At 71.2% G+C, this 26,360-nt stretch carries 18 protein-coding genes; 2 read left to right on the plus strand and 16 right to left on the minus strand.

The features are described from left to right. Positions 1 to 169: 169 nt before the first annotated feature. The 3 genes from ABD371_RS05895 to ABD371_RS05905 all read right to left on the minus strand — a co-directional run bounded on the left by ABD371_RS05895 (position 170) and on the right by ABD371_RS05905 (position 6,249). A complete protein-coding gene (locus ABD371_RS05895; RefSeq protein ID WP_344473480.1) occupies positions 170 to 4,339 on the minus strand; it encodes an Rne/Rng family ribonuclease in 4,170 nt (1,389 codons plus the stop codon). A 276-nt stretch (positions 4,340 to 4,615) separates the two neighbouring features. Next, entirely contained in the window at positions 4,616 to 5,419 is an 804-nt protein-coding gene (locus ABD371_RS05900) for a TIGR03936 family radical SAM-associated protein (RefSeq protein ID WP_344474083.1), read from the minus strand. Positions 5,420 to 5,619: 200 nt separating this feature from the next. After that, a complete protein-coding gene (locus ABD371_RS05905) occupies positions 5,620 to 6,249 on the minus strand; it encodes a hypothetical protein (protein WP_344473482.1) in 630 nt (209 codons plus the stop codon). A 396-nt stretch (positions 6,250 to 6,645) separates the two neighbouring features. Here ABD371_RS05905 and ABD371_RS05910 point away from each other — a divergent pair, with 396 nt between their 5' ends. After that, entirely contained in the window at positions 6,646 to 7,383 is a 738-nt protein-coding gene (locus tag ABD371_RS05910; protein WP_344473484.1) for a recombinase family protein, read from the plus strand. Between the two features lie 45 nt (positions 7,384 to 7,428). Here the strand turns inward: ABD371_RS05910 and ABD371_RS05915 are convergent, their stop codons facing one another. The 11 genes from ABD371_RS05915 to ABD371_RS05965 form a co-directional block, all read right to left on the minus strand. Beyond that, positions 7,429 to 9,360 carry a TIGR03960 family B12-binding radical SAM protein gene (locus ABD371_RS05915; protein WP_344473486.1) on the minus strand — a complete coding sequence of 644 codons (1,932 nt, stop codon included), beginning with the start codon at positions 9,358 to 9,360 and terminating at the stop codon, positions 7,429 to 7,431. A 105-nt stretch (positions 9,361 to 9,465) separates the two neighbouring features. Continuing rightward, positions 9,466 to 10,992, minus strand: coding sequence for a CYTH and CHAD domain-containing protein (locus ABD371_RS05920; RefSeq protein WP_344473488.1), 1,527 nt, complete (start codon positions 10,990 to 10,992; stop codon positions 9,466 to 9,468). 61 nt (positions 10,993 to 11,053) lie between these two features. Beyond that, positions 11,054 to 12,256 carry a rod shape-determining protein RodA gene (gene rodA / locus ABD371_RS05925; RefSeq protein WP_344473490.1) on the minus strand — a complete coding sequence of 401 codons (1,203 nt, stop codon included), beginning with the start codon at positions 12,254 to 12,256 and terminating at the stop codon, positions 11,054 to 11,056. 9 nt (positions 12,257 to 12,265) lie between these two features. Then, the gene (gene mrdA / locus ABD371_RS05930) at positions 12,266 to 14,491 is read right to left on the minus strand and encodes a penicillin-binding protein 2 (protein WP_344473492.1); all 2,226 of its coding nucleotides are present in this window, start codon (positions 14,489 to 14,491) and stop codon (positions 12,266 to 12,268) included. After that, positions 14,488 to 15,156, minus strand: coding sequence for a rod shape-determining protein MreD (gene mreD, locus ABD371_RS05935; RefSeq protein ID WP_344473495.1), 669 nt, complete (start codon positions 15,154 to 15,156; stop codon positions 14,488 to 14,490). The genes mrdA and mreD overlap by 4 nt, the downstream gene beginning before the upstream one ends. Positions 15,157 to 15,169: 13 nt before the next feature. After that, positions 15,170 to 16,273 (minus strand): rod shape-determining protein MreC, encoded by a 1,104-nt coding sequence (gene mreC / locus ABD371_RS05940; RefSeq protein ID WP_344473497.1) that lies wholly within the window; start codon positions 16,271 to 16,273, stop codon positions 15,170 to 15,172. 165 nt (positions 16,274 to 16,438) lie between these two features. Further along, positions 16,439 to 17,458 (minus strand): rod shape-determining protein, encoded by a 1,020-nt coding sequence (locus ABD371_RS05945; RefSeq protein WP_190122856.1) that lies wholly within the window; start codon positions 17,456 to 17,458, stop codon positions 16,439 to 16,441. Between the two features lie 250 nt (positions 17,459 to 17,708). Further along, positions 17,709 to 18,122: a nucleoside-diphosphate kinase gene (ndk, locus tag ABD371_RS05950; RefSeq protein WP_344473499.1), complete on the minus strand. Its 414-nt coding sequence runs from the start codon at positions 18,120 to 18,122 to the stop codon at positions 17,709 to 17,711. Positions 18,123 to 18,225: 103 nt separating this feature from the next. Next, entirely contained in the window at positions 18,226 to 18,576 is a 351-nt protein-coding gene (locus tag ABD371_RS05955; RefSeq protein WP_344473501.1) for a DUF4233 domain-containing protein, read from the minus strand. 1 nt (position 18,577) lies between these two features. Then, on the minus strand, positions 18,578 to 20,089 hold the full coding sequence (gene folC / locus ABD371_RS05960; RefSeq protein ID WP_344473503.1) for a bifunctional tetrahydrofolate synthase/dihydrofolate synthase: 1,512 nt from the start codon (positions 20,087 to 20,089) through the stop codon (positions 18,578 to 18,580). Between the two features lie 136 nt (positions 20,090 to 20,225). After that, on the minus strand, positions 20,226 to 22,847 hold the full coding sequence (locus ABD371_RS05965) for a valine--tRNA ligase (protein WP_344473505.1): 2,622 nt from the start codon (positions 22,845 to 22,847) through the stop codon (positions 20,226 to 20,228). 138 nt (positions 22,848 to 22,985) lie between these two features. Between ABD371_RS05965 and ABD371_RS05970 the strand changes: the two genes are divergently transcribed. Continuing rightward, positions 22,986 to 24,065, plus strand: coding sequence for a hypothetical protein (locus ABD371_RS05970; protein ID WP_344473507.1), 1,080 nt, complete (start codon positions 22,986 to 22,988; stop codon positions 24,063 to 24,065). Between the two features lie 74 nt (positions 24,066 to 24,139). Here the strand turns inward: ABD371_RS05970 and clpX are convergent, their stop codons facing one another. Continuing rightward, the gene (gene clpX, locus ABD371_RS05975; protein WP_190122666.1) at positions 24,140 to 25,426 is read right to left on the minus strand and encodes an ATP-dependent Clp protease ATP-binding subunit ClpX; all 1,287 of its coding nucleotides are present in this window, start codon (positions 25,424 to 25,426) and stop codon (positions 24,140 to 24,142) included. Between the two features lie 169 nt (positions 25,427 to 25,595). Further along, complete coding sequence (locus ABD371_RS05980) at positions 25,596 to 26,255, minus strand: ATP-dependent Clp protease proteolytic subunit (RefSeq protein ID WP_190122665.1); 660 nt, start codon at positions 26,253 to 26,255, stop codon at positions 25,596 to 25,598. Positions 26,256 to 26,360: the final 105 nt, after the last annotated feature.

A 26,360-nucleotide genomic window follows, 5' to 3' on the forward strand; every position in this document is an offset into this window, starting at 1 on the left:
CGGTCCCCAAGTCCCCCTCACGGGGGAGCTTCGCGGGTACGGAAAGCGCCGTGCCCCCGGCCCGGAGTACGGGACGGGGGCACGGCGCGCTCTGTACGGCCCGGAGGCCGGGCCGGTCGGCCGGTCAGCGCTGTCGGTCGGCGCTGTCGGTCGGTCAGCAGTCGGTCGGTCAGCCGTCGGTCGACGCCGTGACCGACGCCGGGGACTGCTGCTCGGCCGCGGCCGTCTTCTTCGTGGCCTTCTTGGCGGTGGTCTTCTTGACCGCCGCCTTCTTGGCCGTGGTCTTGGCCGCCGTCTTCTTGGCGGCGGCCTGCTTCGCGGGGGCCTTCTTGGCGGCCGTCTTGCGGACCGCCTTCTTGGCCGGGGCCGGGGCTGCGGGCTCCTCCGCCTCGACCGCCTCGACGGCGGGAGCCGACGGGTTCTCGACCACGACCACGGCGGCGTCCTCGCCGCCCGAGGGGGAACCGGCCGGCGCGGTGACCTTGCGGGTCACCCGGCGGCGGGCCCTCGGCGGAGCGGCGTCGGGCACGACAGCGGCGGGCACGGCGGCCGGCTCGGGCCGGGGCTCGGGCTCGGGAACCGCCACGGGCTCCGGCACGACCTCCGCCTTCGCCTTCGCCTCGACCACGACCTCCGGCGCGGCGGCCCTGGGCGCGCCGGCCGGAGCCGACGCCCTGCGGGTCGCCCGGCGGCGGCCACGGCCGCGCAGGGCAGCCGCCTCCGCCTCGGCGGCGCTGCTGTACAGATCCTCGTCGGGCGCGAACGCGGGCTCGGGCAGCGCGGTGGGCTCGGCCACCTCGGCCGCGACCTCCGCCTCCGTCTCGGTCTCCGGCTCGTGCTCGGCCTCACGGCCGCCGGCCGTCTCCGTCTCGTGCTCGTGAACGTGCTCGGCACCGCCCCGGCCGCGCTTCTTGGCACGCTTGCCGCCACCGCCGCCACCGACGGAGGTCGGCTGCTCCATGTGCACGATCACACCGCGCCCGTTGCAGTGGACACAGGTCTCGGAGAAGGACTCCAGCAGACCCTGGCCCACCCGCTTGCGGGTCATCTGGACCAGGCCCAGCGAGGTGACCTCGGCGACCTGGTGCTTCGTACGGTCGCGGCCCAGGCACTCCAGCAGCCGGCGCATGACCAGATCGCGGTTGGACTCCAGGACCATGTCGATGAAGTCGACCACCACGATCCCGCCGAGGTCGCGCAGCCGCAGCTGACGCACGATCTCCTCGGCCGCCTCCAGGTTGTTCCTGGTGACGGTCTCCTCCAGGTTGCCGCCCTGGCCGGTGAACTTCCCGGTGTTGACGTCGACCACGATCATGGCCTCGGTCTTGTCGATGACCAGCGAACCGCCGGAGGGCAGCCAGACCTTGCGGTCCAGCGCCTTCATCAGCTGCTCGTCGATGCGGTACGTCGCGAAGACGTCCACCTCGCTGGTCCACCGCTGGAGCCGGTCCGAGAGGTCCGGCGCGACCTGGTTGACATAGCTGTGGATGGTCCCCCAGGCCTCGTCACCGCTGACGATGACCTTGGAGAAGTCCTCGTTGAAGATGTCGCGGACGACCCGGACGGTCATGTCCGGCTCGCCGTAGAGCAGCGTCGGGGCGTTGCCGCTCTTCGCCTTCTGCTGGATCTCCTCCCACTGGCCCTGGAGACGCTCGACGTCACGGCGCAGCTCGTCCTCGCTCGCGCCCTCGGCGGCGGTGCGCACGATGACGCCCGCGTCCTCGGGGACGATCTTCTTGAGGATGGTCTTCAGCCGGGCGCGCTCGGTGTCGGGCAGCTTGCGGCTGATGCCGGTCATCGAGCCCTCGGGCACATAGACCAGGTAGCGGCCGGGCAGGGAGACCTGGCTGGTCAGCCGCGCGCCCTTGTGGCCGATCGGGTCCTTCGTCACCTGGACGAGCACCGACTGGCCGGACTTGAGCGCGGCCTCGATCCGGCGCGGTCCGTGTGCCATGCCGAGCGCCTCGAAGTTGACCTCGCCGGCGTACAGGACCGCGTTGCGGCCCTTGCCGATGTCGACGAAGGCGGCCTCCATGGACGGCAGGACGTTCTGCACCTTGCCCAGGTAGACATTGCCGACGTACGAGGTCGCCTGCTCCTTGTTGACGTAGTGCTCGACCAGCACGTTGTCCTCAAGGACGCCGATCTGGGTGCGCTCGCCGCTCTGGCGGACGACCATCACGCGCTCGACGGCCTCGCGGCGGGCCAGGAACTCGGCCTCGGTGATGATCGGCACCCGGCGGCGGCCCTGCTCACGGCCCTCGCGGCGGCGCTGCTTCTTGGCCTCCAGACGGGTGGAGCCCTTGATGGACTGCACCTCGTCCGACGGCTCCTCGCTGCTGCGGGAGCGGGCGGCACGCGGCTCGCGGACCTTGACGACCGTGCGCTCGGGGTCGCCGGCGGCCGTCTCCTCCTCGCTCAGGGCGTCACCACTGCGACGACGGCGACGGCGGCGGCGACGGCTGCTGGAGCTGCCGGACCCGGTGTGCTCGTCCTCGTCCTCCGCCTCCTCGTCGACGGCGGCGGCCTCGTCGGCCCGCTCGTCCTGCTGCTGCTCGTCGGCGGCCTCGTCGGCGTCGGCAAGCTCACCGCGACGACGGCGACGGCCGCCCCGGCGGCGGCGGCGCGAGGGGCGGTCCTCGAACTCGTCGTGCTCCTCGCCGGCGGCCTCGGCCTCGGCCTCGGGCTCTTCGGCGGGCTCGGCGATCTGCTCCTCGGGCTGCTGCTCGACGGCCTTGGCCGCGGCCTTCTCGACCGGCGCGGGGGCCTCGGCGCTCTCACCGCGACGACGGCGACGGCGACGTCCGGCGGGCTCGGCGACCGGCTCGGCGACGGCGACGGGCGCCTCCTCCGGCTCGATCAGCTCCTCCTCCTCGTCGAGGTCGAGGGTCGCGGCGGCGGCAGCGGCGGCGGCCGTCTCCGGCGTCTGGAACACGGGCTCGGCGAAGACCGGGGCCTGGAAGACCGCGACGGCGGGCCGGGCGGCGCGGCGCGCCGGGGAGGCGTCCGACTGCGCGGTGAACTCGGGCGAGGAGGCGCGCCTGCGGCCACGGCCCCGGGGGGCGGGCTGCTCGGCGGACTGTACGGGCTGACGCTGGACCGGGGCCTGGACCGGGGCCTGGGCCGGGGTCGGGGTCGGCTCGGCGGCGGCGGGGGCCTCGGGGGTGCTCACCGCACGGGTGGCACGACGGCGGCGGCGGGAGTCGGGGGCGGCCTCCTCGACCTCCTCGGCGGCGGGCTCGGCGGCCTGCGGCGCGGCGGCGGGGGCGGACGCGCCACGGGTGGCCCGGCGGCGGGCACGCGGCGCGGAAACCTCCTCGGCGGCGACCGGCTCGGCGGCCTCGACGGCCTCCGGGGCCTTGGGAGCCTCGACGGCCTCGACGGTCACAGGGGCCTCGGTCGCCGTCGCGGGGGCGGAGGCCCCACGGGTGGCCCGGCGGCGGGCGCGGCCGGCCGGGGCGGCGGGCGCGGCCTCGGGCTCCGGTGCGGGCTCGGCGGCGGGGGCCTCGGGGGCCACCGGGGCGCTCTCGGCGACCGGCTCGGCGGCGGCGGTCTCGGGGGTGCTCACCGCACGGGTGGCGCGGCGGCGCTTCGGCGCGGCCGGAGCCTCCTCCACGACCTCAGCCGTCTCAACGGCCTCGACCACCGGAGCAGTGGCCTTACGAGTGGCACGGCGCGCACGCGGCGCGGGAGCCTCCTCGGCGGCAGGGGCCTCGACGGCCTCCGGCTCCGGGGTGCTCACCGCACGAGTCGCACGACGGCGCTTCGGCGCGGCCGGAGCCTCCTCCACGACCTCAGCCGTCTCAACGGCCTCGACCACCGGAGCAGTGGCCTTACGAGTGGCACGGCGCGCACGCGGCGCGGGAGCCTCCTCGGCGGCAGGGGCCTCGACGGCCTCCGGCTCCGGGGTGCTCACCGCACGAGTCGCACGACGGCGCTTCGGCGCGGCCGGAGCCTCCTCCACGACCTCAGCCGTCTCAACGGCCTCGACCACCGGAGCAGTGGCCTTACGGGTAGCACGACGCGCACGCGGCGCAGGGGCCTCCTCGGCGGCAGGGGCCTCGACGGCCTCCGGCGCTCCGGCGGGCGCGGTGGCCTTGCGGGTGGCCCGGCGGCGGGCACGCGGCGCGGGGGTCTCCTCGGCGGCGGCCTCCGGGGCGGCACTCTCGGTGCTCCCGGCGCTCTCGGCGGGCGCGGCCTCGGCGGCGGTCCCGCCGGGCGGTCCCGCCGGGCGGGACGCGGCGCGGCGACGGCGGCGGGGCGGCAGCGTGTCGCTGGGGCTGTCGCCGTTGGCCTCGGTGTGGTCTCCGGCGGTGCCGGTTTCGGATCGCTCGAGCATGCGGGCGGTTCTCCCGTCACGCTCCCGGGCGCCGGCTTGCCGTACGTCCACGAACCGCGCGGGGCGCGGTGGTGTCGTCCGGGGCGCGGGCGCCGCACGGGAGCTCAATGTCTGGCTCGCCGGTTCCCTACGCGATGTACGCACGGCCTGGCGAAAGTCTTGTGTGGTGGCGCGCGGCCCGACTCAGGTGGCTCCCGAGTACCAGGGCCGTGCTGCAACGACTGCCTGTGAGCGCGGCGGGACCAAAACACCCGTTTCGCCGCGTGGACCCCCCGGTCAGAGCTGGGGGGAGGACGTCCCGACGGCCGTGGGTGGGGCGGTCGGAACTGCCTCGCGATCGAGTGCGAGCGGGTCGGTCACCGTGCCGGACTCCTCGTCGAAGAGCCCCTGCGCCAGCCTGGTCACCGCTGCGGGGACCGGCGGCGCCAGGTCGGCCACAGCGCGGAGACCGGACAGGACGTCGTCGGGTCGCACGGCAGGCGTTACGTGCCGAACAACCAGCCGCAGTATCGCACAGGGGCCGTCCACGGGCCTATCAGGCTGTGGAGAGACCACCTGAAGCCGCACCACGGCGGCACGCGCGTCAAAGGTGCGCATGCCGTTCTTGGCACGGCGCTGGACGTCCACGGTCTCGGCCGCGAGGAAGAGGGCGACCGCCCTCTCCGCGTCCTCGGCCGCCACCTTGTCCAGCCGCAGTTCCCATTCGGAGGCGGTGAGCCGGTCGGCGAGTCCGGACGTGCGGGCCTCGACGGCGTCGGTGACGTCGAGTCCGCTCGGCAGCGACTCATTGAGCAGATCCCGCAGAATCGCGGGGTCACGGTGCTCGGTGAGGGCGATCTCCAGATACTCGGCCTCGCTGCCCGTGCCGGTGGGTGCGGCATTGGCGTACGACACCTTCGGGTGCGGGGTGAAGCCGGCCGAGTACGCCATGGGCACCTCGGAACGCCTCAACGCCCGCTCGAAAGCGCGCTGGAAGTCACGGTGGCTGGTGAACCGGAGGCGGCCGCGCTTGGTGTAGCGCAGTCTGATCCGCTGGACCGCAGGCGCGGGCGGCGGGCCTTCGGGCTGTCGCTTGCCCAGTGGTTCTTCTCCTCGGTGCGGGACGGCGCGGGTGACGCCGCCCTCGGAATGCGGGGCGCCCCGTGCGGGCCTCGCCCGGCTCACCCCCGCTGATGGAGGGAGATCTCGGGCCCGGCCGCCGCGCCGGGGACAGTCGTTGTACTACCCAGAGTACGCGCCATGGGCCCGCCCGGTTCCCCCGAGCCCGTTTCCGGGGCCCGTCAACGCCCCGACCCCGCCCCCAGCGCCCTGCGGATCTGCTCCGCCGTCTCCCGGGCCGTCCGCACCGCCGACCGCCACACCGGCCCGAAGCACCACACCAGAGCCGCCGCGACCACCCGGGCGAGCCGCACGCCGATCCGGCCCGCCAGCGCCAGCGCGGCCAGGACCTCCCTGCCCACCGGCGCGAGCACATACCTCCACAACAGCTTCAGCGGCGGCGCGACCACCCGCGCCACCACCCAGCACAACGGCCGCCACACCAGCCGGACGAAAACCCACGCCATCCCCCGGCCCAGCCCCCGGAGCGCCGGCAGCAACACCCTCCTCCACAGCCACACCAGCGGAATCACCACCACGTACCGCAGCACATACCGGTGCAGCCGGACCGCCGGCCACTCGACGCCGTACCTCCACACCGGCACCAGCACATATCTCCAGAGCCCCACCCAGGGCCACACGAAGATCAGCTTCCCGATGAAGACCAGCACCCGTCCCACCACCGGCCTCAGCGGAGCCAGCAGCTCCCAGAGCACCCGTACGGGCACGACGACGACCAGCACCACCATCCGCACGGGCAGCCGCACGGCAGCCGCCAGGCAGCCGCCCTCCCGCCCCTCATGAGCGGACATCCTCGATCGGTCCCGCTTCGGATCATCCATGCCGCTCATGACGCCTCAGACACCCGTTCGGATCCCATACCGGCGTTTCCCACCCCACACGTGACCAGCACCGCCGCAACTTCGCGTACTCCGCGAACACCTCGGGCCGATGCCGACCCGCCCCGAACTCCTCGACCTCGTGCGGGAGCAGGGCGCTGGGGTACGGCCCCTCACGAGCGGAATGAAGAAGGTCACAAGAAATCGGCCAGAGCCTCACATAGCCGCCCTTCGGTGGCGCAAAGCGGATCTGGCCCTTCTGAACGCGCTCATGGCTGCGGAGACAGCTCTGCCCCGGGACGCGCCAAGGGCACTCCTGTCCATAAGGCTCTCGACACTCACGTCCGCCGGCTCACGGATCTCCACACCATGATCGAGTGGTGCCTCCGCCACGGGAAGGACCTTGTTTCCCGACACGACACCATCGATCTGTCCACCATCGCCGGAAGCGTGATGACGAAGGCCATCGGCGGCGTCGCCGAGATCGAGGCGGCAGCCATGAGCACCCGTGTGACGAGCCTGTGGGAATACACCAGGAATCAGCCCGACTGGCTCGTCGGAAAGCCGCCCTACGGTTACGCCATTGACGACCGAGGCAGGCTCGTCATCAGCCCGCAGGAACAGCGCGTGCAGCGCTGGTGCTTACGCGCCGCCTTGCGCGGGGTCTCGGCCCGTCGGATGACCGCCGTGCTCATCCGCGCCAACGTCCCAACCGGCGGTGGCGGCCGGTGGACCACCAGCACTCTGCTGCGAAGGCTGCGAAATCCGGCGCTCATGGGGGTTCGCGTCGAGGAGTGCAGAAACGGCGGTGTCAGACGCTCCCGGACCGTGCTGGGGGCGGACAGCGATCCGATCGAGGTCGCCGCTCCGATCCTCACTGAGCCGGAGTGGCTGGCGCTCCAGGCCGCACTGGACAAGAGGGCGAAAGCTCAGCCGACCAGGAGGCAGGGGGTGCGACCGAGTTCCTGGGGATTTCGCGCGCGCTGGGAGCGGGCAGAAGGTTCACTGAGTCCGGGCCCCGGAGGTACGCCTGGAGCTGATTGTTCCGGAGGATGCCAGGGAGCGCCCGGTCATCAAGGGGGACGCTTTCGCGGGCGGGCCCCTTGAGTGTCCGACGGCCCCGCCCGCCAGGACGGGGCCGTCGGAAATCCGCTACTGGTTGACGACCGACAGCGGCAGCAGCTTCTTGCCCGTCGGGCCGATCTGGATCTGGGTGTCCATCTGAGGACAGACACCGCAGTCGAAGCACGGCGTCCAGCGGCAGTCCTCGACCTCGGTCTCGTCGAGGGCGTCCTGCCAGTCCTCCCAGAGCCAGTCCTTGTCGAGGCCGGAGTCGAGGTGGTCCCAGGGGAGGACCTCTTCGTAGGTGCGCTCGCGGGTGGTGTACCAGTCGACGTCGACGCCGGCCTGGGGGAGGGTCTTGTCGGCGCAGGCCATCCAGCGGTCGTAGGAGAAGTGTTCGCGCCAGCCGTCGAAGCGGCCGCCGTCCTCGTAGACGGCGCGGATGACGGCGGCGATGCGGCGGTCGCCGCGGGAGAGGAGGCCTTCGACGATGCCGGGTTTGCCGTCGTGGTAGCGGAAGCCGATGGAGCGGCCGTACTTCTTGTCGCCGCGGATCTTGTCGCGGAGCTTGGTGAGGCGGGCGTCGGTTTCCTCGGCGCTGAGCTGGGCGGCCCATTGGAAGGGGGTGTGGGGCTTGGGGACGAAGCCGCCGATGGAGACGGTGCAGCGGATGTCCTGGGAGCCGGAGACCTCGCGGCCCTTGGCGATGACGTTGACGGCCATGTCGCCGATCTGGAGGACGTCCTCGTCGGTCTCGGTGGGGAGGCCGCACATGAAGTAGAGCTTGACCTGGCGCCAGCCGTTGCCGTAGGCGGTGGCGACGGTGCGGATCAGGTCCTCTTCGGAGACCATCTTGTTGATGACCTTGCGCAGGCGCTCGGAGCCGCCCTCGGGGGCGAAGGTGAGGCCGGAGCGGCGGCCGTTGCGGGTCAGCTCGTTGGCGAGGTCGACGTTGAAGGCGTCGACGCGGGTGGAGGGCAGCGAGAGGCCGATCTTGTCCTTCTCGTAGCGGTCCGCGAGGCCCTTGGCGACGTCGGCGATCTCGGTGTGGTCGGCGCTGGAGAGGGAGAGGAGGCCGACCTCCTCGAAGCCGGTGGCCTTGAGACCCTTCTCGACCATCTCGCCGATGCCGGTGATGCTTCGCTCCCGCACGGGACGCGTGATCATGCCGGCCTGGCAGAAACGGCAGCCGCGGGTGCAGCCGCGGAAGATCTCGACGGACATCCGCTCGTGGACGGTCTCGGCGAGGGGGACGAGGGGCTGCTTGGGGTAGGGCCACTCGTCGAGGTCCATGACGGTGTGCTTGGAGACCCGCCACGGGACGCCGGACTTGTTGGGGACCACTCGGGCGATCCGGCCGTCCGGCAGATACTCGACGTCGTAGAAGCCGGGGACGTAGACCCCGCCGGTCTTGGCGAGCCGGAAGAGCACCTCCTCGCGGCCGCCGGGGCGGCCCTCCGCCTTCCAGGCGCGGACGATCTCGGTGATGTCGAGGACGGCCTGCTCGCCGTCGCCGATGACGGCGCAGTCGATGAACTCGGCGATCGGCTCGGGGTTGAAGGCCGCGTGGCCGCCCGCGAGCACGATCGGGTCGTCGACGGTGCGGTCGCGCGCCGCCAGCGGGATGCCCGCGAGATCGAGGGCGGTGAGCATGTTGGTGTAGCCCAGCTCGGTGGAGAAGCTGAGGCCGAAGACGTCGAAGGCGCCGACGGGCCGGTGGCTGTCCACGGTGAACTGGGGGACGCCGTGCTCGCGCATCAGCTCTTCGAGGTCGGGCCAGACGCTGTAGGTCCGCTCGGCGAGCACGCCCTCGCGCTCGTTCAGTACCTCGTAAAGGATCATGACGCCCTGGTTGGGCAGCCCGACCTCGTAGGCGTCCGGGTACATGAGCGCCCAGGTCACATCGCACTCGTCCCAGTTCTTGACGGTGGAGTTCAGCTCACCGCCCACGTACTGGATGGGCTTCTGCACATGCGGGAGCAGCGCTTCGAGCTGTGGGAAGACCGACTCAGCAGCAGACATCTCGGGACTTTCGTGAGCTGGCAAGGGGGCGACTCTCTAGCGTAACGCGCTGGAGAGCCGCCGCCTTACGGCCCCGGGGCCGGGAGGCCGGGGGGACCGGGCCGGTCAGCCGTCGAGCAGCTCGCGCACCTCCTGGTCCGAGGCCTCGGCCCAGACCCCGGGCAGCTCGCGTTCGCGGTCCGAGGCGGAGCGCTGCTCCTGGCCGTACAGCAGTCCCCAGGTGAAGGCGGACTCCCCCGCCGCATGGGCCTGGATCGCGAGATTCCGCAGGGCGTCGCGGGCCACCACGCTGTCCTGGTGGTCGCCGAGGACGGTCTGCACGGCCTTGGTCCGCCGGGCGAACCGCTTGGCGGGGCCGCCGAGGGCGGGTTTGGCGGCCTCCCCGGCGTACCGGGCGCGTTTGGCGGCCTTGCGGGCGTCGTGGAGGGCGAGATCGCGCTCGGGTCCCGGCGGCAGCCCCAGGGCGTGTTCGACCCGGGTGGCCAGCCGGGCGTACTCCTTGACCAGGGCCTTGGCGAACACGGGCTTCGGCGGCCGGGCGGCAGCCCTGAGCAGCGGCGGGTCCGCGAGGAGGGCGTCCAGGGAGTCCAGCAGGGCGAGGTAGCGCCTGCTGTCCAGGGTGGTCAGGGCCCGGCGGCGGGCCCCCGAGCCCTGGGCGGTCGTCCAGATCCGCAGCCGGCCGCGGACCGGGCCGAGCAGCAGGGCGCGGGGCAGTCCGTCGATGCGGGAGCGGAGCCGTTCGGCGAGGACCTCCTGGTCGCGGGCGACCCCCAGCTCGCCCGCGAGCCATTTCAGCTCCTCGCCGATGGGGTCGGTCACCGCTCGGTCGAGGACCTTGCCGTAGCTGCGGAAGGCGCTGCGCAGCCGCCGGGTGGAGACCCGGGCCTGATGGACGGAGTCGGGGAGGTTCCGGCGTACGGCGGGGTCGTACGCGAGGAGGGCCTCGATGTGTTCGCGCAGATGGACGAGGAGGTGGCCGCCCGCGTCGGTGGGCTCGGCCGGGCGGTGGCCGGGGACCTCCAGGCCGGTCTCGGCGAGGGCCCTGGCCAGCTTCGAGGGGGCGGCGGCGGGCCGCAGCCCGGCCTTGGTGAGCTTCTTGTGGACCCGGTCCAGTACGGCGGGGTCGGCGTCGTCGCCGAGTTCGACCTCGATCTCGTCCCAGGCCGCCTCACGCCCGGCGCCCTCGCCCTCGCCGAGCAGCCGCCGGGCGCGGACGGCGTCCCGGCTCACCTCGGCGAGGAGACGCCCGTCGGCGTCGGTGAGCAGTTGGAGGTGCCGGGAGGAGAGCAGCCGGACCACGGGGACGGGCTCCGCCCCCCGGACCCGGGCCCGCACCAGCGCCCGCAGGGTGCGCGGGATGTCGTCGGAGAGGGGGACGCCGATCTCGTCCCGTACGCCGGGGGCGACGGGCAGTTTGAGGTGCCAGCCCGCGTCGGCGCCGCCCGTGCGCCTGCGGAGGGTGATGGAGGCCGCGGCGAGCCGCAGATCGGCCGTGTCGTAGTAGACCGCGTCCAGCTCGGCCGTGCCGTGGTCGGCGACGGCCGCGACCCCGGCCACTCGGGTCAGCTCGGGCAGCCGGGTCTCGGGGGTGGCTTCGTACTTCCGCTCGATTTCTCGCTTGGTGTCCGCCATGAACCGAATCTAGTTCGCGAACACGCGAAGCGGCAGACCCGCGCCAGGACCGATCGGGCGGTCAGGCCGACATCGGCCGCTGCACCCGGATGGACTGGAGGAGTCCGATCGCCACCCAGACGGCGAACATGGACGAGCCTCCGTAGGAGACGAAGGGCAGCGGCAGCCCGGCCACCGGCATGATCCCGAGGGTCATCCCGATGTTCTCGAAGGACTGGAAGGCGAACCAGGCGATGATGCCGGCGGCGACGATCGTCCCGTACAGCTCGGTGGTCTCGCGGGCGATCCGGCAGGCGCGCCAGAGGACCACGCCGAGCAGCACCAGGATCAGCCCGGCCCCGACGAAGCCCAGCTCCTCGCCCGCGACGGTGAAGACGAAGTCGGTCTGCTGCTCGGGGACGAACTGGCCGGTGGTCTGGGAGCCCTTGAAGAGGCCGGTGCCCAGCAGTCCGCCGGAGCCGATGGCGATCCGGGCCTGGTTGGTGTTGTAGCCGACGCCCGCCGGGTCCAGCTCGGGGTTGGCGAAGGCGGCGAAGCGGTTGATCTGGTACTCGTCCAGCAGTCCGAGCGCGGTGACGAGGACCGCGCCGGCCACTCCGCTGCCGATCAGCCCGAGGATCCAGCGGTTGGGCGCGCCGGAGGCGAGCAGGACGCCGAGCATGATGACGACCATGACCATGACCGAGCCGAGGTCGGGCATCAGCATGACGATCGCCATCGGCAGCACGGCGATGCCGAGCGACTTGGCGACGGTGCGGTGGTCCGGGTGGGCGAGGTCGCCCGCGTCGACGCGGGAGGCGAGCAGCATCGCCATGCCCAGGATGATCGTGATCTTCACGAACTCCGAGGGCTGGATGGAGAAGCCGCCGCCGATGACGATCCAGGCGTGCGCGCCGTTGATCGTCGCGCCGAGGGGGGTGAGGACGAGGACGATGAGCAGCACGGAGATGCCGTAGAGCACCGGGACCGCGCCGCGCAGGGTGCGGTGGCCGAGCCAGATGGTGGCGATCATCAGCGCGATGCCGATGCCGGTGTTCAGTATGTGCCGGAAGAGGAAGTCGTACGGGTCTCCCCCGGTCAGCTCGGTCCGGCCGCGGGTGGCCGACCAGACGAGCAGCGCGCCGATGCCGGAGAGCAGGAAGGCGCAGAGGAGGAGCGGCCAGTCGAGCCGCCGGACCACCGAGTCGCGGGCGGAGAGCTGGGACCAGAGTCCGCCGCGCTGGGGTCCGTATCCGGAGACGGAGAAGCCATTGGTGCCGGCCATGCCTCAGCCTCAGTCCCTTCGCGCGGTCGCCGCCGCGAGCCGCAGGCTGGTGTCCGGCAGGGTGCCGGGGCGGCGGTCGCCGGTGGTGGCGGCTGCCTGCTGGGTCTGCGGCGGCAGCGGCTTGCGCGGCTTGTACGGCTTGATCCCGGGCGCGTCGATGGAGCCGTCGGCCCCGATCCTCGGCAGGGCCTTCTGGGGGGCGGGCAGCAGGGCGCGCTTGAGGTCCTGGCCGCCCTTCTCGTCGAGTCCGTACATCGCTTCGTAGATCTTCCGGACGGCGGGTCCCGAGGCGCCGGAGCCGGTGCCGCCCTGGGAGATCGTCATCACGATGGTGTAGTCGTCGGTGTAGGAGGCGAACCACGAGGTGGTCTGCTTGCCGTAGACCTCGGCGGTGCCCGTCTTGGCGTGCATCGGGATCCTGTCCTGCGGCCAGCCGCCGAATCGCCAGGCGGCGGAACCGCGGGTCGCGACTCCCGCGAGGGCATCGTTTATCTTCTTGTTGGTCGCGGCGTCCATGGGGAGCTTGGCGGCCCGCTCGGGCTTGATCTCCCGGACGGACTTGCCGTCGGCGCTGATGACGGCCTTGCCGACGGTGGGCCGGTACATCGTGCCGCCGTTGGAGATGGCCGCGTAGATCGACGCCATCTGTATCGGGGTGACGAGGGTGTCTCCCTGCCCGATGGAGTAGTTGACCGAGTCGCCCGCGCGCATCCGGTTGCCTTCGAGGCAGTTCTCGAAGGCGATCTGCTCGACGTAGGTGCCGCCCTTCTTGCCCTCCTTGCACCAGGTGTCCTTGAGCTGCTCCCAGTAGCTCTGCTTCCACTGGCGGTCGGGGACCCGGCCGCCGACCTCGTTGGGGAGGTCGATGCCGGTCTTCGCGCCGAGGCCGAACTGGTGCGCGGTCTTGTAGAACCAGTCGTCGGGCTTCTTCTTGGGGTTGATGCCGCCGTCGTTCAGCCACTCCTGGTGGGCGAGGCCGTAGTAGACGGTGTCGCAGGAGACTTCGAGCGCGCGGCCGAGGTCGATGATCCCGTATCCCCGGGATTCAAAGTTCTTGAACTCCCGGCCGCCGAAGGAGAGCGAGGAGGGGCAGGGGTAGTTGCCGTCGAAGTCGTACCCGGCGTTGACGGCGGCGGTGGAGGAGATCACCTTGAAGATGGAGCCGGGGGCGGCCTGGCTCTGGATGCCCCGGTTGAGCAGCGGGTAGTTGGAGCGCTTGTCGGTGAGCCGCGCGTAGTCCTTGCCGGAGATGCCGCCGACCCAGGCGTTGGGGTCGTACGTCGGCAGGGAGGCCATGGAGATGACGCGGCCGGTCTTGTTCTCCATCACCACGACCGCGCCCGCGTCGGCCTTGTAGTTCTTGCCGGTGTTGTTCTTGTCGATTTCCTTGCGGGCGGCCTTCATGGCCTCGTTCAGCTCGTACTCGGCGACGGCCTGGACGCGGGCGTCGATGGAGGTGACGAGGTTCGCGCCGGGCTGGGCCTTGTCGCGCTCGGCCTCGCCGATGACCCGGCCGAGGTTGTCCACCTCGTAGCGGGTGATGCCGGCCTTGCCGCGCAGCGCGTTGTCGTAGGTGCGCTCCAGGCCGGAGCGGCCGACCTGGTCGGAGCGGAGGAAGGGGGACTCGGTGTCCTTGGCCTCCTCGATCTCGCCGTCGGTGACGGGGGAGAGATAGCCGAGGACCTGGGCGGTGTTGGCCTTGCCGGGGGCGGTGTAGCGGCGTACGGCGGTGGGCTCGGCGGTGATGCCGGGGAAGTCCTCGGCGCGCTCGCGGATCTGGAGGGCCTGCTGGGTGGTGGCCTCGTCGGTGACGGGGATCGGCTGGTAGGGGGAGCCGTTCCAGCAGGGCTTCCCGGTCTTGGAGTCGCAGAGCCGGACCTTGTCCTGGACGTCCTTGGGCTTCATGTCGAGGACTTCGGCGAGCCGGGTGAGGACGCCCTTGCCGTCGTCGCGCATCTTCATCAGCTCGGTGCGGGAGGCGGAGACGACGAGACGGGTCTCGTTGTCGGCCAGCGGCACGCCGCGCGCGTCGAGGATGGAGCCCCGGACGGCGGGCTGGACGACGCGCTGGACGCCGTTGTTCTTCGCCTCGTCGGTGTACTCCTGGCCGTTGCGGATCTGGAGGTACCAGAGCCGTCCGCCGAGGGTGAGGAGGAGGGAGAAGACCAGTACCTGGATGACGACGAGCCGGATCTGGACCCGTGGGGTCCGGCCGGTCTCCGGGATGTTGCTCACAGTCGCTTGACCCCCTTGATCCGTCCGGCGCGGGTGGCTCTGTTGCGGGCGGCCTTGACGCGCAGTCCCCCGCGCTGGGAGCCGATGCGCAGTCCGGTGCCGGAGGCGAGCCAGCCCGAGGAGACATCGCCCGCGCCGGCGTTCTGGCTGTCGGAGAGCGGGTCGTTCTCGGTGCGGCGGGCCAGCGCCATGATGAGCGGCACGGTGAACGGCGCGAGCAGCAGATCGTAGACGGCGGCGGTGAAGAGCAGATCGCCGAGGCCGACATGGCGGACGGGGCTGTCGCCGACGAGCGCGCCGACTCCCGCGTACAGCAGGGTGGAGGCGACGGCGGCGGCGACGACCACGAGCATCGGGCCGGTGGCGGACTTCAGCTTGCCGTTCTCGGGGCGGGCGAGGCCCGCGAGATAGCCGATGACGCAGAGGACCAGGGCGTACTGTCCGGCCGCGTGGTCGGCGGGGGGTGCGAGGTCGGCGAGGAGTCCGGCGCCGAAGCCGATGAACGCGCCGGCGAGGTGCCCGTAGACGAGGGCGAGGCCGAGGACGGTCAGCAGCAGCAGATCGGGGACCGCGCCGGGGAGCTGGAGCCGGGAGAGGACGGAGACCTGGAGGACGAGCGCGACCACGACGAGGGCCGCGGAGAGAAGCGTCCGGTTGACACGCATGACGGATCAGCTCCTACTGCTGCTCGTCGTCCCGGCCGCCGGCCGGGTCCGGATCGGGGTCGCCCTGGGGCGTTCCGCCGTCCGGGGACCCGGTGGCGGCGGGGGCCCGGCTCGCGCCGGGGGACGGGGTGGTCGCGGGGGCCAGGGCGTCGCCGGGCACCCGTTCGGCGGCGTCGCCCTGCGGCAGTTCGCCGCCGGCGCCGGGAGCGCTGGGGGTGACCGTCACGGTGACGGTCGGGGTGGGCCTGGGGCCCGCGGGCTTGGCGGGCAGCACGGTGTCCCGGGGGTCGGTACGGGGGGCCTGGACGACCACGCCGACGATGTCGAGCTTGCTGAAGCCGACGTAGGGCTCGACATGGACGGTGCGGGTCAGATCGCCGCCGGCGGGGTCCACGCGGACCACCTGGCCGATGGGGACGCCGGGCACGAAGGGCTTGTCGGCCCGGGAGCCGAAGGTGACCAGCCGGTCGCCCTTCTTGACCTTGTGCTTTCCGTTCAACAGCTGGACGGAGAGCGGGCGGTCGCCCTGGCCGGTGGCGAAGCCCAGCTCGTCGGTCTTCTCCATCCGGGTGCCGACGGTGAAGCCGGGGTCGTTGGCCAGCAGGACGGTCGCGGTGTGCGGGCCGACGGTGGTGACCCGGCCGACGAGTCCGTCTCCGTTGAGCACGGTCATGTCGCGGCGGATGCCGTCGAGGGAGCCGATGTCGATGGTGATCGTCCAGGAGAAGCCCTGGGCCGCTCCTATGGCGATGACCTCCGCGCCCTTGATGCCGTACTGCCCGGCCCCGGCCGTGCGCAGCATCCGGTCCAGCTCGCGCGCCCGGCTGCGGTTGCGGTCGTCGCTGCCCAGTCTGGCCTTGAGTTGGGCGTTCTCCCGCTCCAGCACGCTGATGCGGTCGTGGCGCTCGCCGGAGTCACGGACGGCTCCGATCGCGTTGCCGACCGGGTCGACCGCGGAGGCGACGCCGTTCTCCACCGGCCCGAAGACCGTGGCGGCGGCCTGCCGGGCGCCGTCGATCGGTGAGTCCTCGCCGCCCCGGATGTCCACCGTGATCAAAGCGAACGCGATGGCGATCAGCAGCACCAGGAGCAGCCGGCTCTCTCGTGTGTCCCTCACGTGCGGCGGCCGTGCCTTCCTCGTAGGAATGGAGATGTCTGTATATCAACGATCTGCCGTACGGGTTGGCAGGCCCCCGTACCGGGACCCCCGGGCCCCTCGCGGGATCCGGGGGCCAGTGGGCCGGCGGCACGTGTCACCGGCGGCGTCCGCCTCGGGCCGGGGCTATCGGCGCGGCTGGGCGTCCAGCACCTGCTGGAGCGCCTCGAACTCCTCCACGCACTTGCCGGAGCCGAGCGCGACCGAGTCCAGCGGGTTCTCGGCGATGTGGATGGGCATGCCGGTCTCGACGCGGAGGCGCTCGTCGAGGCCGCGCAGCAGCGCGCCGCCGCCGGTGAGGACGATGCCCCGGTCCATCACATCGCCCGACAGCTCGGGCGGGCACTTGTCGAGGGTGGTCTTGACCGCGTCGACGATCGAGTTGACCGGCTCCTCGATCGCCTTGCGGACTTCGGCGGCCGAGATGACGACGGTCTTCGGCAGACCGGAGACGAGGTCACGGCCGCGGATCTCGGTGTGCTCGTCCTGGCCCATGTCGTATGCGGAGCCAATAGTGATCTTGATCTGTTCGGCGGTCCGCTCACCGAGGAGGAGTGAGTACTCCTTCTTGATGTGCTGAATGATCGCGTTGTCCAGTTCGTCGCCGGCGACCCTGATGGACTGGGCCGTGACGATTCCGCCGAGGGAGATGACGGCGACTTCGGTGGTTCCGCCGCCGATGTCCACCACCATATTGCCGGTGGCCTCGTGGACCGGGAGTCCGGAGCCGATGGCGGCGGCCATGGGCTCCTCGATGATGTGCACCTGGCGCGCGCCCGCCTGCGTCGACGCCTCGATGACCGCGCGGCGCTCGACTCCCGTGATGCCGGAGGGCACACAGACGACGACCCTCGGACGGGCGAGATAACGACGCTTGTGGATCTTCAGAATGAAGTAGCGGAGCATCCGCTCGGTGATCTCGAAGTCGGCGATGACGCCGTCCTTCAGCGGCCGGACGGCCACGATGTTGCCCGGCGTCCGTCCGATCATCTTCTTCGCCTCGGAGCCGACCGCGAGAATGCCGCCCGTGTTGGTGTTGATGGCGACGACGGACGGCTCGTTGAGAACGATCCCCCGGCCCCTGACGTACACCAGCGTGTTGGCGGTCCCGAGGTCGACAGCCATGTCACGGCCGATGAACGACATGTTGTTCCCCATGAGGATGCGTCTGGCCTTCCCGAATCGAGCTGACAGCTTTTCAGGACGGCAGGTTGGGTGCTGTGGCGTGAGGGCTACATCGTAATGCCGCCCGCACGGAGACGGCGCGGTGGTACGCCTCTCTTTAGGTGACGAAGTGTCGCGGCGATCCGTTCCCGCATTGCGTTCGCATATGCCGAAGGGCGACCGAATTCCTTCGGTCGCCCCAGGTCATGAGCGCTGTATGGCTGATGTGGGGTCAGGAAAGTCCCGGAAAGAAAATCTTCAGTTCCCGAATGGCGGACTCTTCCGAGTCTGAGGCGTGGATGAGGTTCTCACGGACGATGGTGCCGAAATCGCCGCGGATCGAGCCGGGTGCGGCGGCGATGGGGTCGGTGGGGCCGGCGAGCTGCCGAACGCCCTCGATGACCCGCTCGCCGTCCACGACGAGCGCGACGACCGGACCGGAGGCCATGAACGCGACCAGGGGCTCGTAGAACGGCTTGCCCTTGTGCTCGCCGTAGTGCTGCTCCAGGGTCTCCTGGTCCAGGGTGCGCAGTTCCAGAGCGCTGATGGTCCAGCCGGCCTTGGCCTCGATCCGGCCGAGGATCTCGCCGACCAGCTTGCGCCGGACCGCGTCGGGCTTGAGGAGGACGAGGGTGCGCTGAGTCATGGTGCAGGGCTCCTTGCAGGCATACGTGTGCGGTGAGCCGAGGCTACAGGGGGCCCCGGCGCCACCCGCACCCGGACCTGGGACCGGCCGGACGGCCCCGGGCTCAGGCCTGGGGCTCGGCCCCGGCCTGCGCCGCCCAGCGCGCCTTGGTCTCGTCGATCTTGCGGCCGTAGTGGACGGAGGCCCACCACAGTCCGGCGAAGCACAGGCCCAGCGGGAACATCATCGGGACCACCAGGCCGCTGAGGACCAGACCGATCTGGAGCGCCCAGCCCAGCTGCACCCCGAAGGGGCGGGAGAGCATCCCGCAGAGCAGCACCGAGAGCACCATGCCGACGGCGCAGACCGTCCACACCAGTCCCGTGGACAGCTCCGGGTCCTTCATGGCGACCAGTCCGGCGAACCCGATGACGAAGAACTCGCCGATCAGCGTGGACGCGCAGAGCGTACGCATGTCAGCCCCTCCCCAGCAGCAGCCGGGCCTCGCCGACCGTGATCACGGAACCGGTCACCAGGACGCCCGCGCCCGCGTACTCGGCCTCCTCCTCGGCCAGCGTGATCGCCGCCTCGATGGCCTCGTCGAGCCGGGGCTCGACCACCACCCGCTCGTCGCCGAAGACCTCCACCGCGACCGCCGCGAGCGCGTCCGCGTCCATCGCGCGGGGGGTGGAGTTCTGGGTGACGACGACCTCGGCGAAGACCGGCTCGAAGGCTTCGAGCAGCCCCCGGACGTCCTTGTCGCCGCTCGCGCCGACCACACCGATCAGCCGGGAGAAGCCGAAGGCCTCGGTCACGGCCTCGGCGGCGGCGAGCGCGCCCGCCGGGTTGTGCGCCGCGTCCAGGACCACCGTGGGGCTGCGCCGGACGACTTCGAGCCGGCCCGGCGAGGAGACCGCGGCGAACGCCTTGCGGACGGTGTCCGCGTCCAGCGTGCGCGCGTGGTCCGCGCCGATGCCGAAGAACGCCTCGACCGCCGCGAGCGCCACCGCCGCGTTGTGCGCCTGGTGGGCCCCGTAGAGCGGGAGGAAGATCTCGCCGTACTCGCCGCCGAGACCGCGCAGGGTCAGCAGCTGGCCGCCGACGGCGATCTCGCGGGAGACCACGCCGAACTCCATGCCCTCGCGGGCGACGGTGGCGTCGACCTCGACGGCCTTCTTCAGGATCACCTGCGCCGCGTCCACCGGCTGCTGGGCCAGGATCACCGTCGCGTCCTGCTTGATGACGCCGGCCTTCTCCGCGGCGATCTCGCCGGTGGTGGAGCCGAGCCGGTCGGTGTGGTCCAGCGCGATCGGGGTGATCACGGCGACGGATCCGTCGATCACATTGGTGGCGTCCCACGCGCCGCCCATGCCGACCTCGACCACGGCGACGTCCACGGGGGCGTCCGCGAAGGCCGCGTACGCCATGCCGGTGAGCACCTCGAAGAAGGAGAGCCGGTACTCCTGCGAGGCGTCGACCATCTCGACGTACGGCTTGACGTCCTCGTAGGTGGAGATGAAGCGCTCGGGGTCGACCGGCGCGCCGTCGAGGCTGATCCGCTCGGTGATCGACTGGACGTGCGGGGAGGTGTAGCGGCCGGTGCGCAGCTCGAAGGCGGAGAGCAGGGCCTCGATCATGCGGGCCGTGGAGGTCTTGCCGTTGGTGCCGGTGATGTGGATGGAGGGGTAGGCGCGCTGGGGCTCGCCGAGGACGTCCATCAGCGCGGCGATCCTGGTCACCGAGGGTTCGAGCTTGGTCTCGCCCCAGCGGCCGGCCAGCTCGGTCTCGACGGTGCGCAGGGCGCGGTCGGTCTCGGGGTCGGCGGGCCGGGCGGGGACGGCGTCCTGCGACGGGGCACCGGACTGGGCGCGCAGGGTGCGGCTGCCGGCCTCGATCACCGCCAGGTCGGGGTCACGGTCGGTCTCTGCGTCGACGATCTCGTCAAAGGGGTCGGGCTCTGCGGGACGGTCGGCCGGATGCTCACTCACGGGTCCAGTCTATGGTCCGGGGGCCCGCCCACATCCCCGGGCTCACCGCACCGGGGTCCGGGGCCGCGCGGCCGGGTGGACGGAAGGAGGCCCCGGGGGAAATCCCGGGGCCTCCCGTCGCCTCACCGCGGACGGGTCACGCCTGCGGGAGGCTCTCCAGCTGCGCGGTGATCCGGGCGATGTCCTCCTCGGCGGCGGCGAGCCGGCCCCGGATCTTCTCCACCACCTGATCGGGGGCCTTGGCGAGGAACGCCTCGTTGCCGAGCTTCCCCTCGGCCTGGGCCTTCTCCTTCTGGGCGGCGGCCAGGTCCTTGGCGAGGCGCTTGCGCTCGGCCGCGACGTCGATGGTGCCCGAGAGGTCGAGCGCCACCGTCGCCCCCGCCACCGGCAGGGTCGCCGTCGCGCTGAAGTCCTCGCCCTCCGGCTGGAGGCGCAGCAGCTGGCGGATGGCGGCCTCGTGCGGGGCGAGCGCGGTGCCGTCGAGGCCGAGGCGGGCGGGGACCTTCTGGCCGGGCTGGAGGCCCTGGTCGGAGCGGAACCTGCGGACCTCGGTGACGACCCGCTGGACCAGCTCGATCTCGCGCTCGGCGGCCTCGTCGCGGAATCCGCTGTCGGCCGGCCAGTCGGCGACGACCAGCGACTCCTTGCCGGTGAGCGTGGTCCACAGCGTCTCGGTGACGAAGGGGGTGATCGGGTGGAGCAGCCGGAGGGTGACGTCGAGGACCTCGCCCAGGACGCGGGCGGAGACCTTGGCCTGCTCGCCGCCGGCGAAGTACGTCGTCTTCGACAGCTCGACGTACCAGTCGAAGACCTCGTCCCACGCGAAGTGGTAGAGGGCGTCGGCCAGCTTGGCGAACTGGTAGTCGTCGTAGTGCGCGTCGACCTCGGCCACGACCTTGTTCAGCCGGGACAGGATCCAGCGGTCGGCCGCCGACATCGCGGAGGCGTCCGGCAGCGGACCCTCCACGGTCGCGCCGTTCATCAGCGCGAAGCGGGTGGCGTTCCAGATCTTGTTGGCGAAGTTGCGGGAGGCCTTGACCCAGTCCTCGCCGATCGGGACGTCCGCGCCCGGGTTGGCGCCGTTGGCGAGGGTGAAGCGGACGGCGTCGGAGCCGTACGCGTCCATCCAGTCCAGCGGGTCCACCGAGTTCGGGTTGGACTTCGACATCTTCTTGCCGGTCTCGTCGCGGACGAGGCCGGTGAGGGCGACGGTGTGGAAGGGGGCCTCGCCGTCCATCGCGTACAGACCGAACATCATCATCCGGGCGACCCAGAAGAAGATGATGTCGTGGCCGGTGACCAGGACGTCGGTGGCGTAGAACTTCTCCAGGTCCGGGGTCTGCTCCGGCCAGCCGAGGGTGGAGAAGGGCCACAGGCCCGAGGAGAACCAGGTGTCGAGGACGTCCTCGTCCTGGGTCCAGCCCTCGCCGCTCGGCGGCTGCTCGTCGGGGCCGACGCAGACGGTCTCGCCGTTCGGGCCGTACCAGACGGGGATGCGGTGGCCCCACCACAGCTGGCGCGAGATGCACCAGTCGTGCATGTTGTCGACCCAGTCGAAGTAGCGCTTCGACAGCTCGGCCGGGTGGATCTTCACCTGTCCGTCGCGGACGGCGTCGCCGGCGGCCTGGGCCAGCGGGCCGACCTTGACCCACCACTGGAGCGAGAGCCTCGGCTCGATGGTGGTCTTGCAGCGGGAGCAGTGGCCGACGGAGTGGACGTACGGCCGCTTCTCGGCGACGACCCGGCCCTGCTCGCGCAGGGCGGCGACGATCGCGGAGCGCGCCTCGAAGCGGTCCAGGCCCTGGAAGGGGCCGGGGACGGTGATGACGGCCCGCTCGTCCATCACGGTGAGGGACTCCAGGCCGTGGCGCTGGCCGATGGCGAAGTCGTTCGGGTCGTGGGCGGGGGTCACCTTGACCGCGCCGGTGCCGAACTCGGGGTCGACATGGGTGTCGGCGACGACCGGGATGGTGCGGTCGGTCAGCGGCAGCTTGATCCGCTTGCCGATGAGATGGGCGTACCGCTCGTCGTCGGGGTGGACGGCGACGGCGGTGTCGCCGAGCATCGTCTCGACACGGGTGGTCGCCACGACGAGGGTGTCCTCGCCCTCGCCGTACTTCAGCGAGACCAGCTCGCCGTTGTCGTCCTGGTAGTCGACCTCGATGTCGGAGATCGCGGTGAGACAGCGCGGGCACCAGTTGATGATGCGCTCGGCGCGGTAGATCAGCTCGTCGTCGTAGAGGTTCTTGAAGATCGTCTGGACGGCGCGGGAGAGGCCCTCGTCCATGGTGAAGCGCTCACGGCTCCAGTCGAGACCTGCGCCGAGGCGGCGGAGCTGGCCGAGGATCCGGCCCCCGTACTCCTCCTTCCACTGCCACACCCGCTCGGTGAACTGCTCGCGGCCGAGGTCGTGGCGGGACTTGCCCTCCTCGGCGAGCTGCTGCTCGACCTTGTTCTGGGTGGCGATGCCCGCGTGGTCCATGCCGGGCAGCCAGAGGGCCTCGTACCCCTGCATGCGCTTACGGCGGGTGAGCGCGTCCATCAGGGTGACCTGGAAGGCGTGGCCCAGGTGAAGGGCCCCGGTGACGTTCGGCGGCGGGATGACGATGGTGTACGGCGGCTTCTCACTCTTGGCGTCCGCCGTGAAGTAACCCCGCTCTACCCAGCGCTCGTACAACTTCCCCTCTACCTCGGCCGGTGCGTACTGGGTCGGCAGTTCGGGGTTGCTGGCTGGCGTCTGCTGAGTGTTCTCGGTCACGGGCCCAGTTTAGGGGTGTCACGGTGCCGTACTGAAACGGGAGAGTTCGGTAACGGTGTGACCCCTGCCGCTCCTCCTGCCCGGGAGCTGAGTGAGGATGTCGCCGAACCGCATGAGCGTCTTGAGGGGAACCCAGGAATGAGCCACAACCAGCCGGGCCCGTACGGGCAGCAGCCCCAGCAGCCTCCGCAGCCGGGCCCGTACGGCCAGCCGGGTCCCTATGGGCAGCCTGGTCCCTATGGCCGACCCGCCGAGCCCCAGGGGCAGCCGGGCGCTCAGGGGCAGCCCGGTCCCTACGGGCAGCCGGGGCCTTATGCGCAGCCGGGTCCCTACGGGCAGCCGCCGCAGGGCGGGGAGCCCGGCTACGGGTATCCGCCGCAGCAGCCGGGCGGGCCGGGCGGGCCGGGCGGGCCGGGCGGGCCGGGGTACGGCTATCCGCAGCAGCCTCCGCAGCCGCAGGGCTTCCCCCAGCAGCCCGGGGGGTACGGGCAGCAGCCCTTCCCCGGGCAGGTGCCGCCCCCGCCGCCCGCGCCGAAGAAGAAGACCGGGCTGATCGTCGGGGCCTGTGTCGTGGCCCTGGCCGTGATCGCCGGCGGCGCGTACTTCCTGCTGGGCAGTGAGGGCGGGAGCGGCGGCGACGGTGCCGTCTCCGCCGCCACCAAGGGGCACAGGCTGGAGCTGCCCGGCACGGTCGGCGAGTACCGGCAGACCGAGTCCGAGGACTCCAAGCCGGTCACCGCGAAGGACAGCAGGGCCATGGCCGAGAAGATCGGGGTGCGGAACCCCAACGAGACGGCGGCCCAGTACGAGGCGGGGTCCAAGCAGGACCCGATGTCCCAGAAGATGCTGACGGTCAGCGGCCTCTGGGGGGAGATCGCCGATCCCGAGAAGTCGATCGACGGCATGTTCCTGACCGCCGAGAAGGGCTCCCTGGAGGACAAGGCCCAGAAGCTGGAGCTGGTCGGCACGCCCAAGGCCTTCAAGCCGGCGGGCTTCGAGGGCGCGCTGATGAAGTGCCAGAGCGCGAAGCTGAAGGGGGCGGGCGCCGCGCAGAAGGCGATGGAGATGCCGATCTGCGTCTGGGCCGACTACAGCACGGTCGCCGTCGTCATGTCCGTGGAGATGGCCAATGTGATGGGCACCGGCAAGGCCACCTCGCTGGACAAGGTCGCCGAACTCGCCGCCAAGGCGTACGGCACCTCGCGCGCCAAGGTCTGACCACGGCAAGGTCCGAGTACGACCACGCGAAGGGGCGCCCCGCCGGGGCGCCCCTTTCGTCATGTGCCGGACGGCTACGCGGACTTCTCGTGCCGGCCGTCGCTCTTGGGCACGATACGGGGCACCAGCGTCGGGTTGACGTTGTTGCGCACCACATCGGCCGTGATGACGACGCGGGCGACGTCCTTGCGGGAGGGGACCTCGTACATCACCGACTGGAGGACTTCCTCCATGATGGCGCGGAGCCCACGGGCTCCGGTGCCGCGCAGGATGGCCTGGTCGGCGATGGCCTCCAGGGCCGGGCGGTCGAAGTCCAGCTCCACGCCGTCGAGTTCGAAGAGCCGCTGGTACTGCTTCACCAGCGCGTTGCGCGGCTCCACCAGGATCTTCAGCAGCGCTTCGCGGTCGAGGTTGTGCACGGAGGTGATGACGGGGAGCCGGCCGATGAACTCGGGGATCATCCCGAACTTCACCAGGTCCTCCGGCATGACCTCCTGGAACTGGTCGCTCGCCTCGATCTCGCGCTTGGAGCGGATCGTCGCGCCGAAGCCGATGCCCTTGGCCCCCGCCCGCGACTCGATGATCTTCTCCAGGCCGGCGAACGCGCCGCCCACGATGAAGAGCACATTGGTCGTGTCGATCTGGATGAACTCCTGGTGCGGGTGCTTCCGTCCGCCCTGCGGCGGCACGGAGGCGGTGGTGCCCTCCAGGATCTTCAGCAGCGCCTGCTGGACGCCCTCGCCCGACACATCGCGGGTGATCGAGGGGTTCTCGCTCTTCCGGGCGACCTTGTCGATCTCATCGATGTAGATGATCCCGGTCTCGGCCTTCTTGACGTCATAGTCGGCCGCCTGAATGAGCTTCAGCAGGATGTTCTCGACGTCCTCGCCGACATAGCCCGCCTCCGTGAGCGCCGTGGCGTCGGCGATGGCGAAGGGGACGTTGAGCATCCGGGCGAGGGTCTGCGCCAGCAGGGTCTTGCCCGAGCCGGTGGGGCCCAGCAGCAGGATGTTGGACTTCGACAGCTCGATGCCGTCGTCACGGCCCTGGGCACCGCCGGTCTCACCGGCCTGGACCCGCTTGTAGTGGTTGTACACCGCCACGGAGAGGGCCTTCTTCGCGGGCTCCTGGCCGACGACATAGCCTTCGAGGAACTCGTAGATCTCGCGCGGCTTGGGCAGTTCCTCCCAGCGCACCTCGGACGTCTCGGCGAGCTCCTCTTCGATGATCTCGTTGCAGAGATCAATACACTCGTCGCAGATGTACACACCGGGACCTGCGATGAGCTTCTTCACCTGCTTCTGGCTCTTTCCGCAGAACGAGCACTTGAGCAGGTCGCCGCCATCACCGATGCGTGCCACGAGGTGCTTCCCCTTCGCCTGGGAGCGGCTTGGTTCGGCCGACTCCTGGTGCCTCATATCCGACGGTACCTTGCCGAGGCCCTCGTTCGGGCCCCCCTTGGCGCGGTTCACATGGTAGTGATCCCGTTCGGGACCGCCCCCACCGCCCGCGCCAAGGGCTGCGCGCCGGTCAGGCCGCCGCGCCGGCCGTGCTCTTGCGGGTCGAGACGATCTGGTCCACCAGACCGTACGCCAGGGCGTCGTCGGCGGTCAGGATCTTGTCCCGCTCGATGTCGTCGCGGACCTTCTCGATCGGCGTGGTGGAGTGCTTCGCCAGCATCTGCTCCAGCTGCTCACGCATCCGGAGGATCTCCTTCGCGGCGATCTCCAGGTCGGAGAGCTGCTCCCGGCCGGTCTGCGAGGACGGCTGGTGGATCAGCACCCGGGCGTGCGGCAGCGCCATGCGCTTGCCGGGCGTGCCAGCGGCGAGCAGCACGGCCGCGGCGGAGGCCGCCTGGCCCATGCAGACCGTCTGGATGTCCGGCTTCACGAACTGCATCGTGTCGTAGATGGCGGTCAGCGCGGTGAAGGAGCCACCGGGGCTGTTGATGTAGATGGAGATGTCACGGTCGGGGTCCATCGACTCCAGGCACAGCAGCTGCGCCATGACGTCGTTGGCGGAGGCGTCGTCGATCTGCACGCCGAGGAAGATGACGCGCTCCTCGAACAGCTTCGCGTACGGGTCGTACTCGCGCACGCCCTGGGAGGTGCGCTCGACGAAGCGCGGGACGACATAGCGGTTGTCCAGCTGCGGGCCGGTGTAGAGGCCGCTCGCGGAGTTGATGCTCATGTGGGTGTTCACCGTCCTGGTGGCGTTCTGCGTAACGTGCGCGGGCGTTCGCGGCGTTTCGCGGGCTGGAGAGTGGCTTGGGAGGCGCTGGGCCCCGGGGCGGAG

Source organism: Streptomyces amakusaensis, from assembly GCF_039532665.1.
GTDB lineage: Bacteria > Actinomycetota > Actinomycetes > Streptomycetales > Streptomycetaceae > Streptomyces > Streptomyces amakusaensis.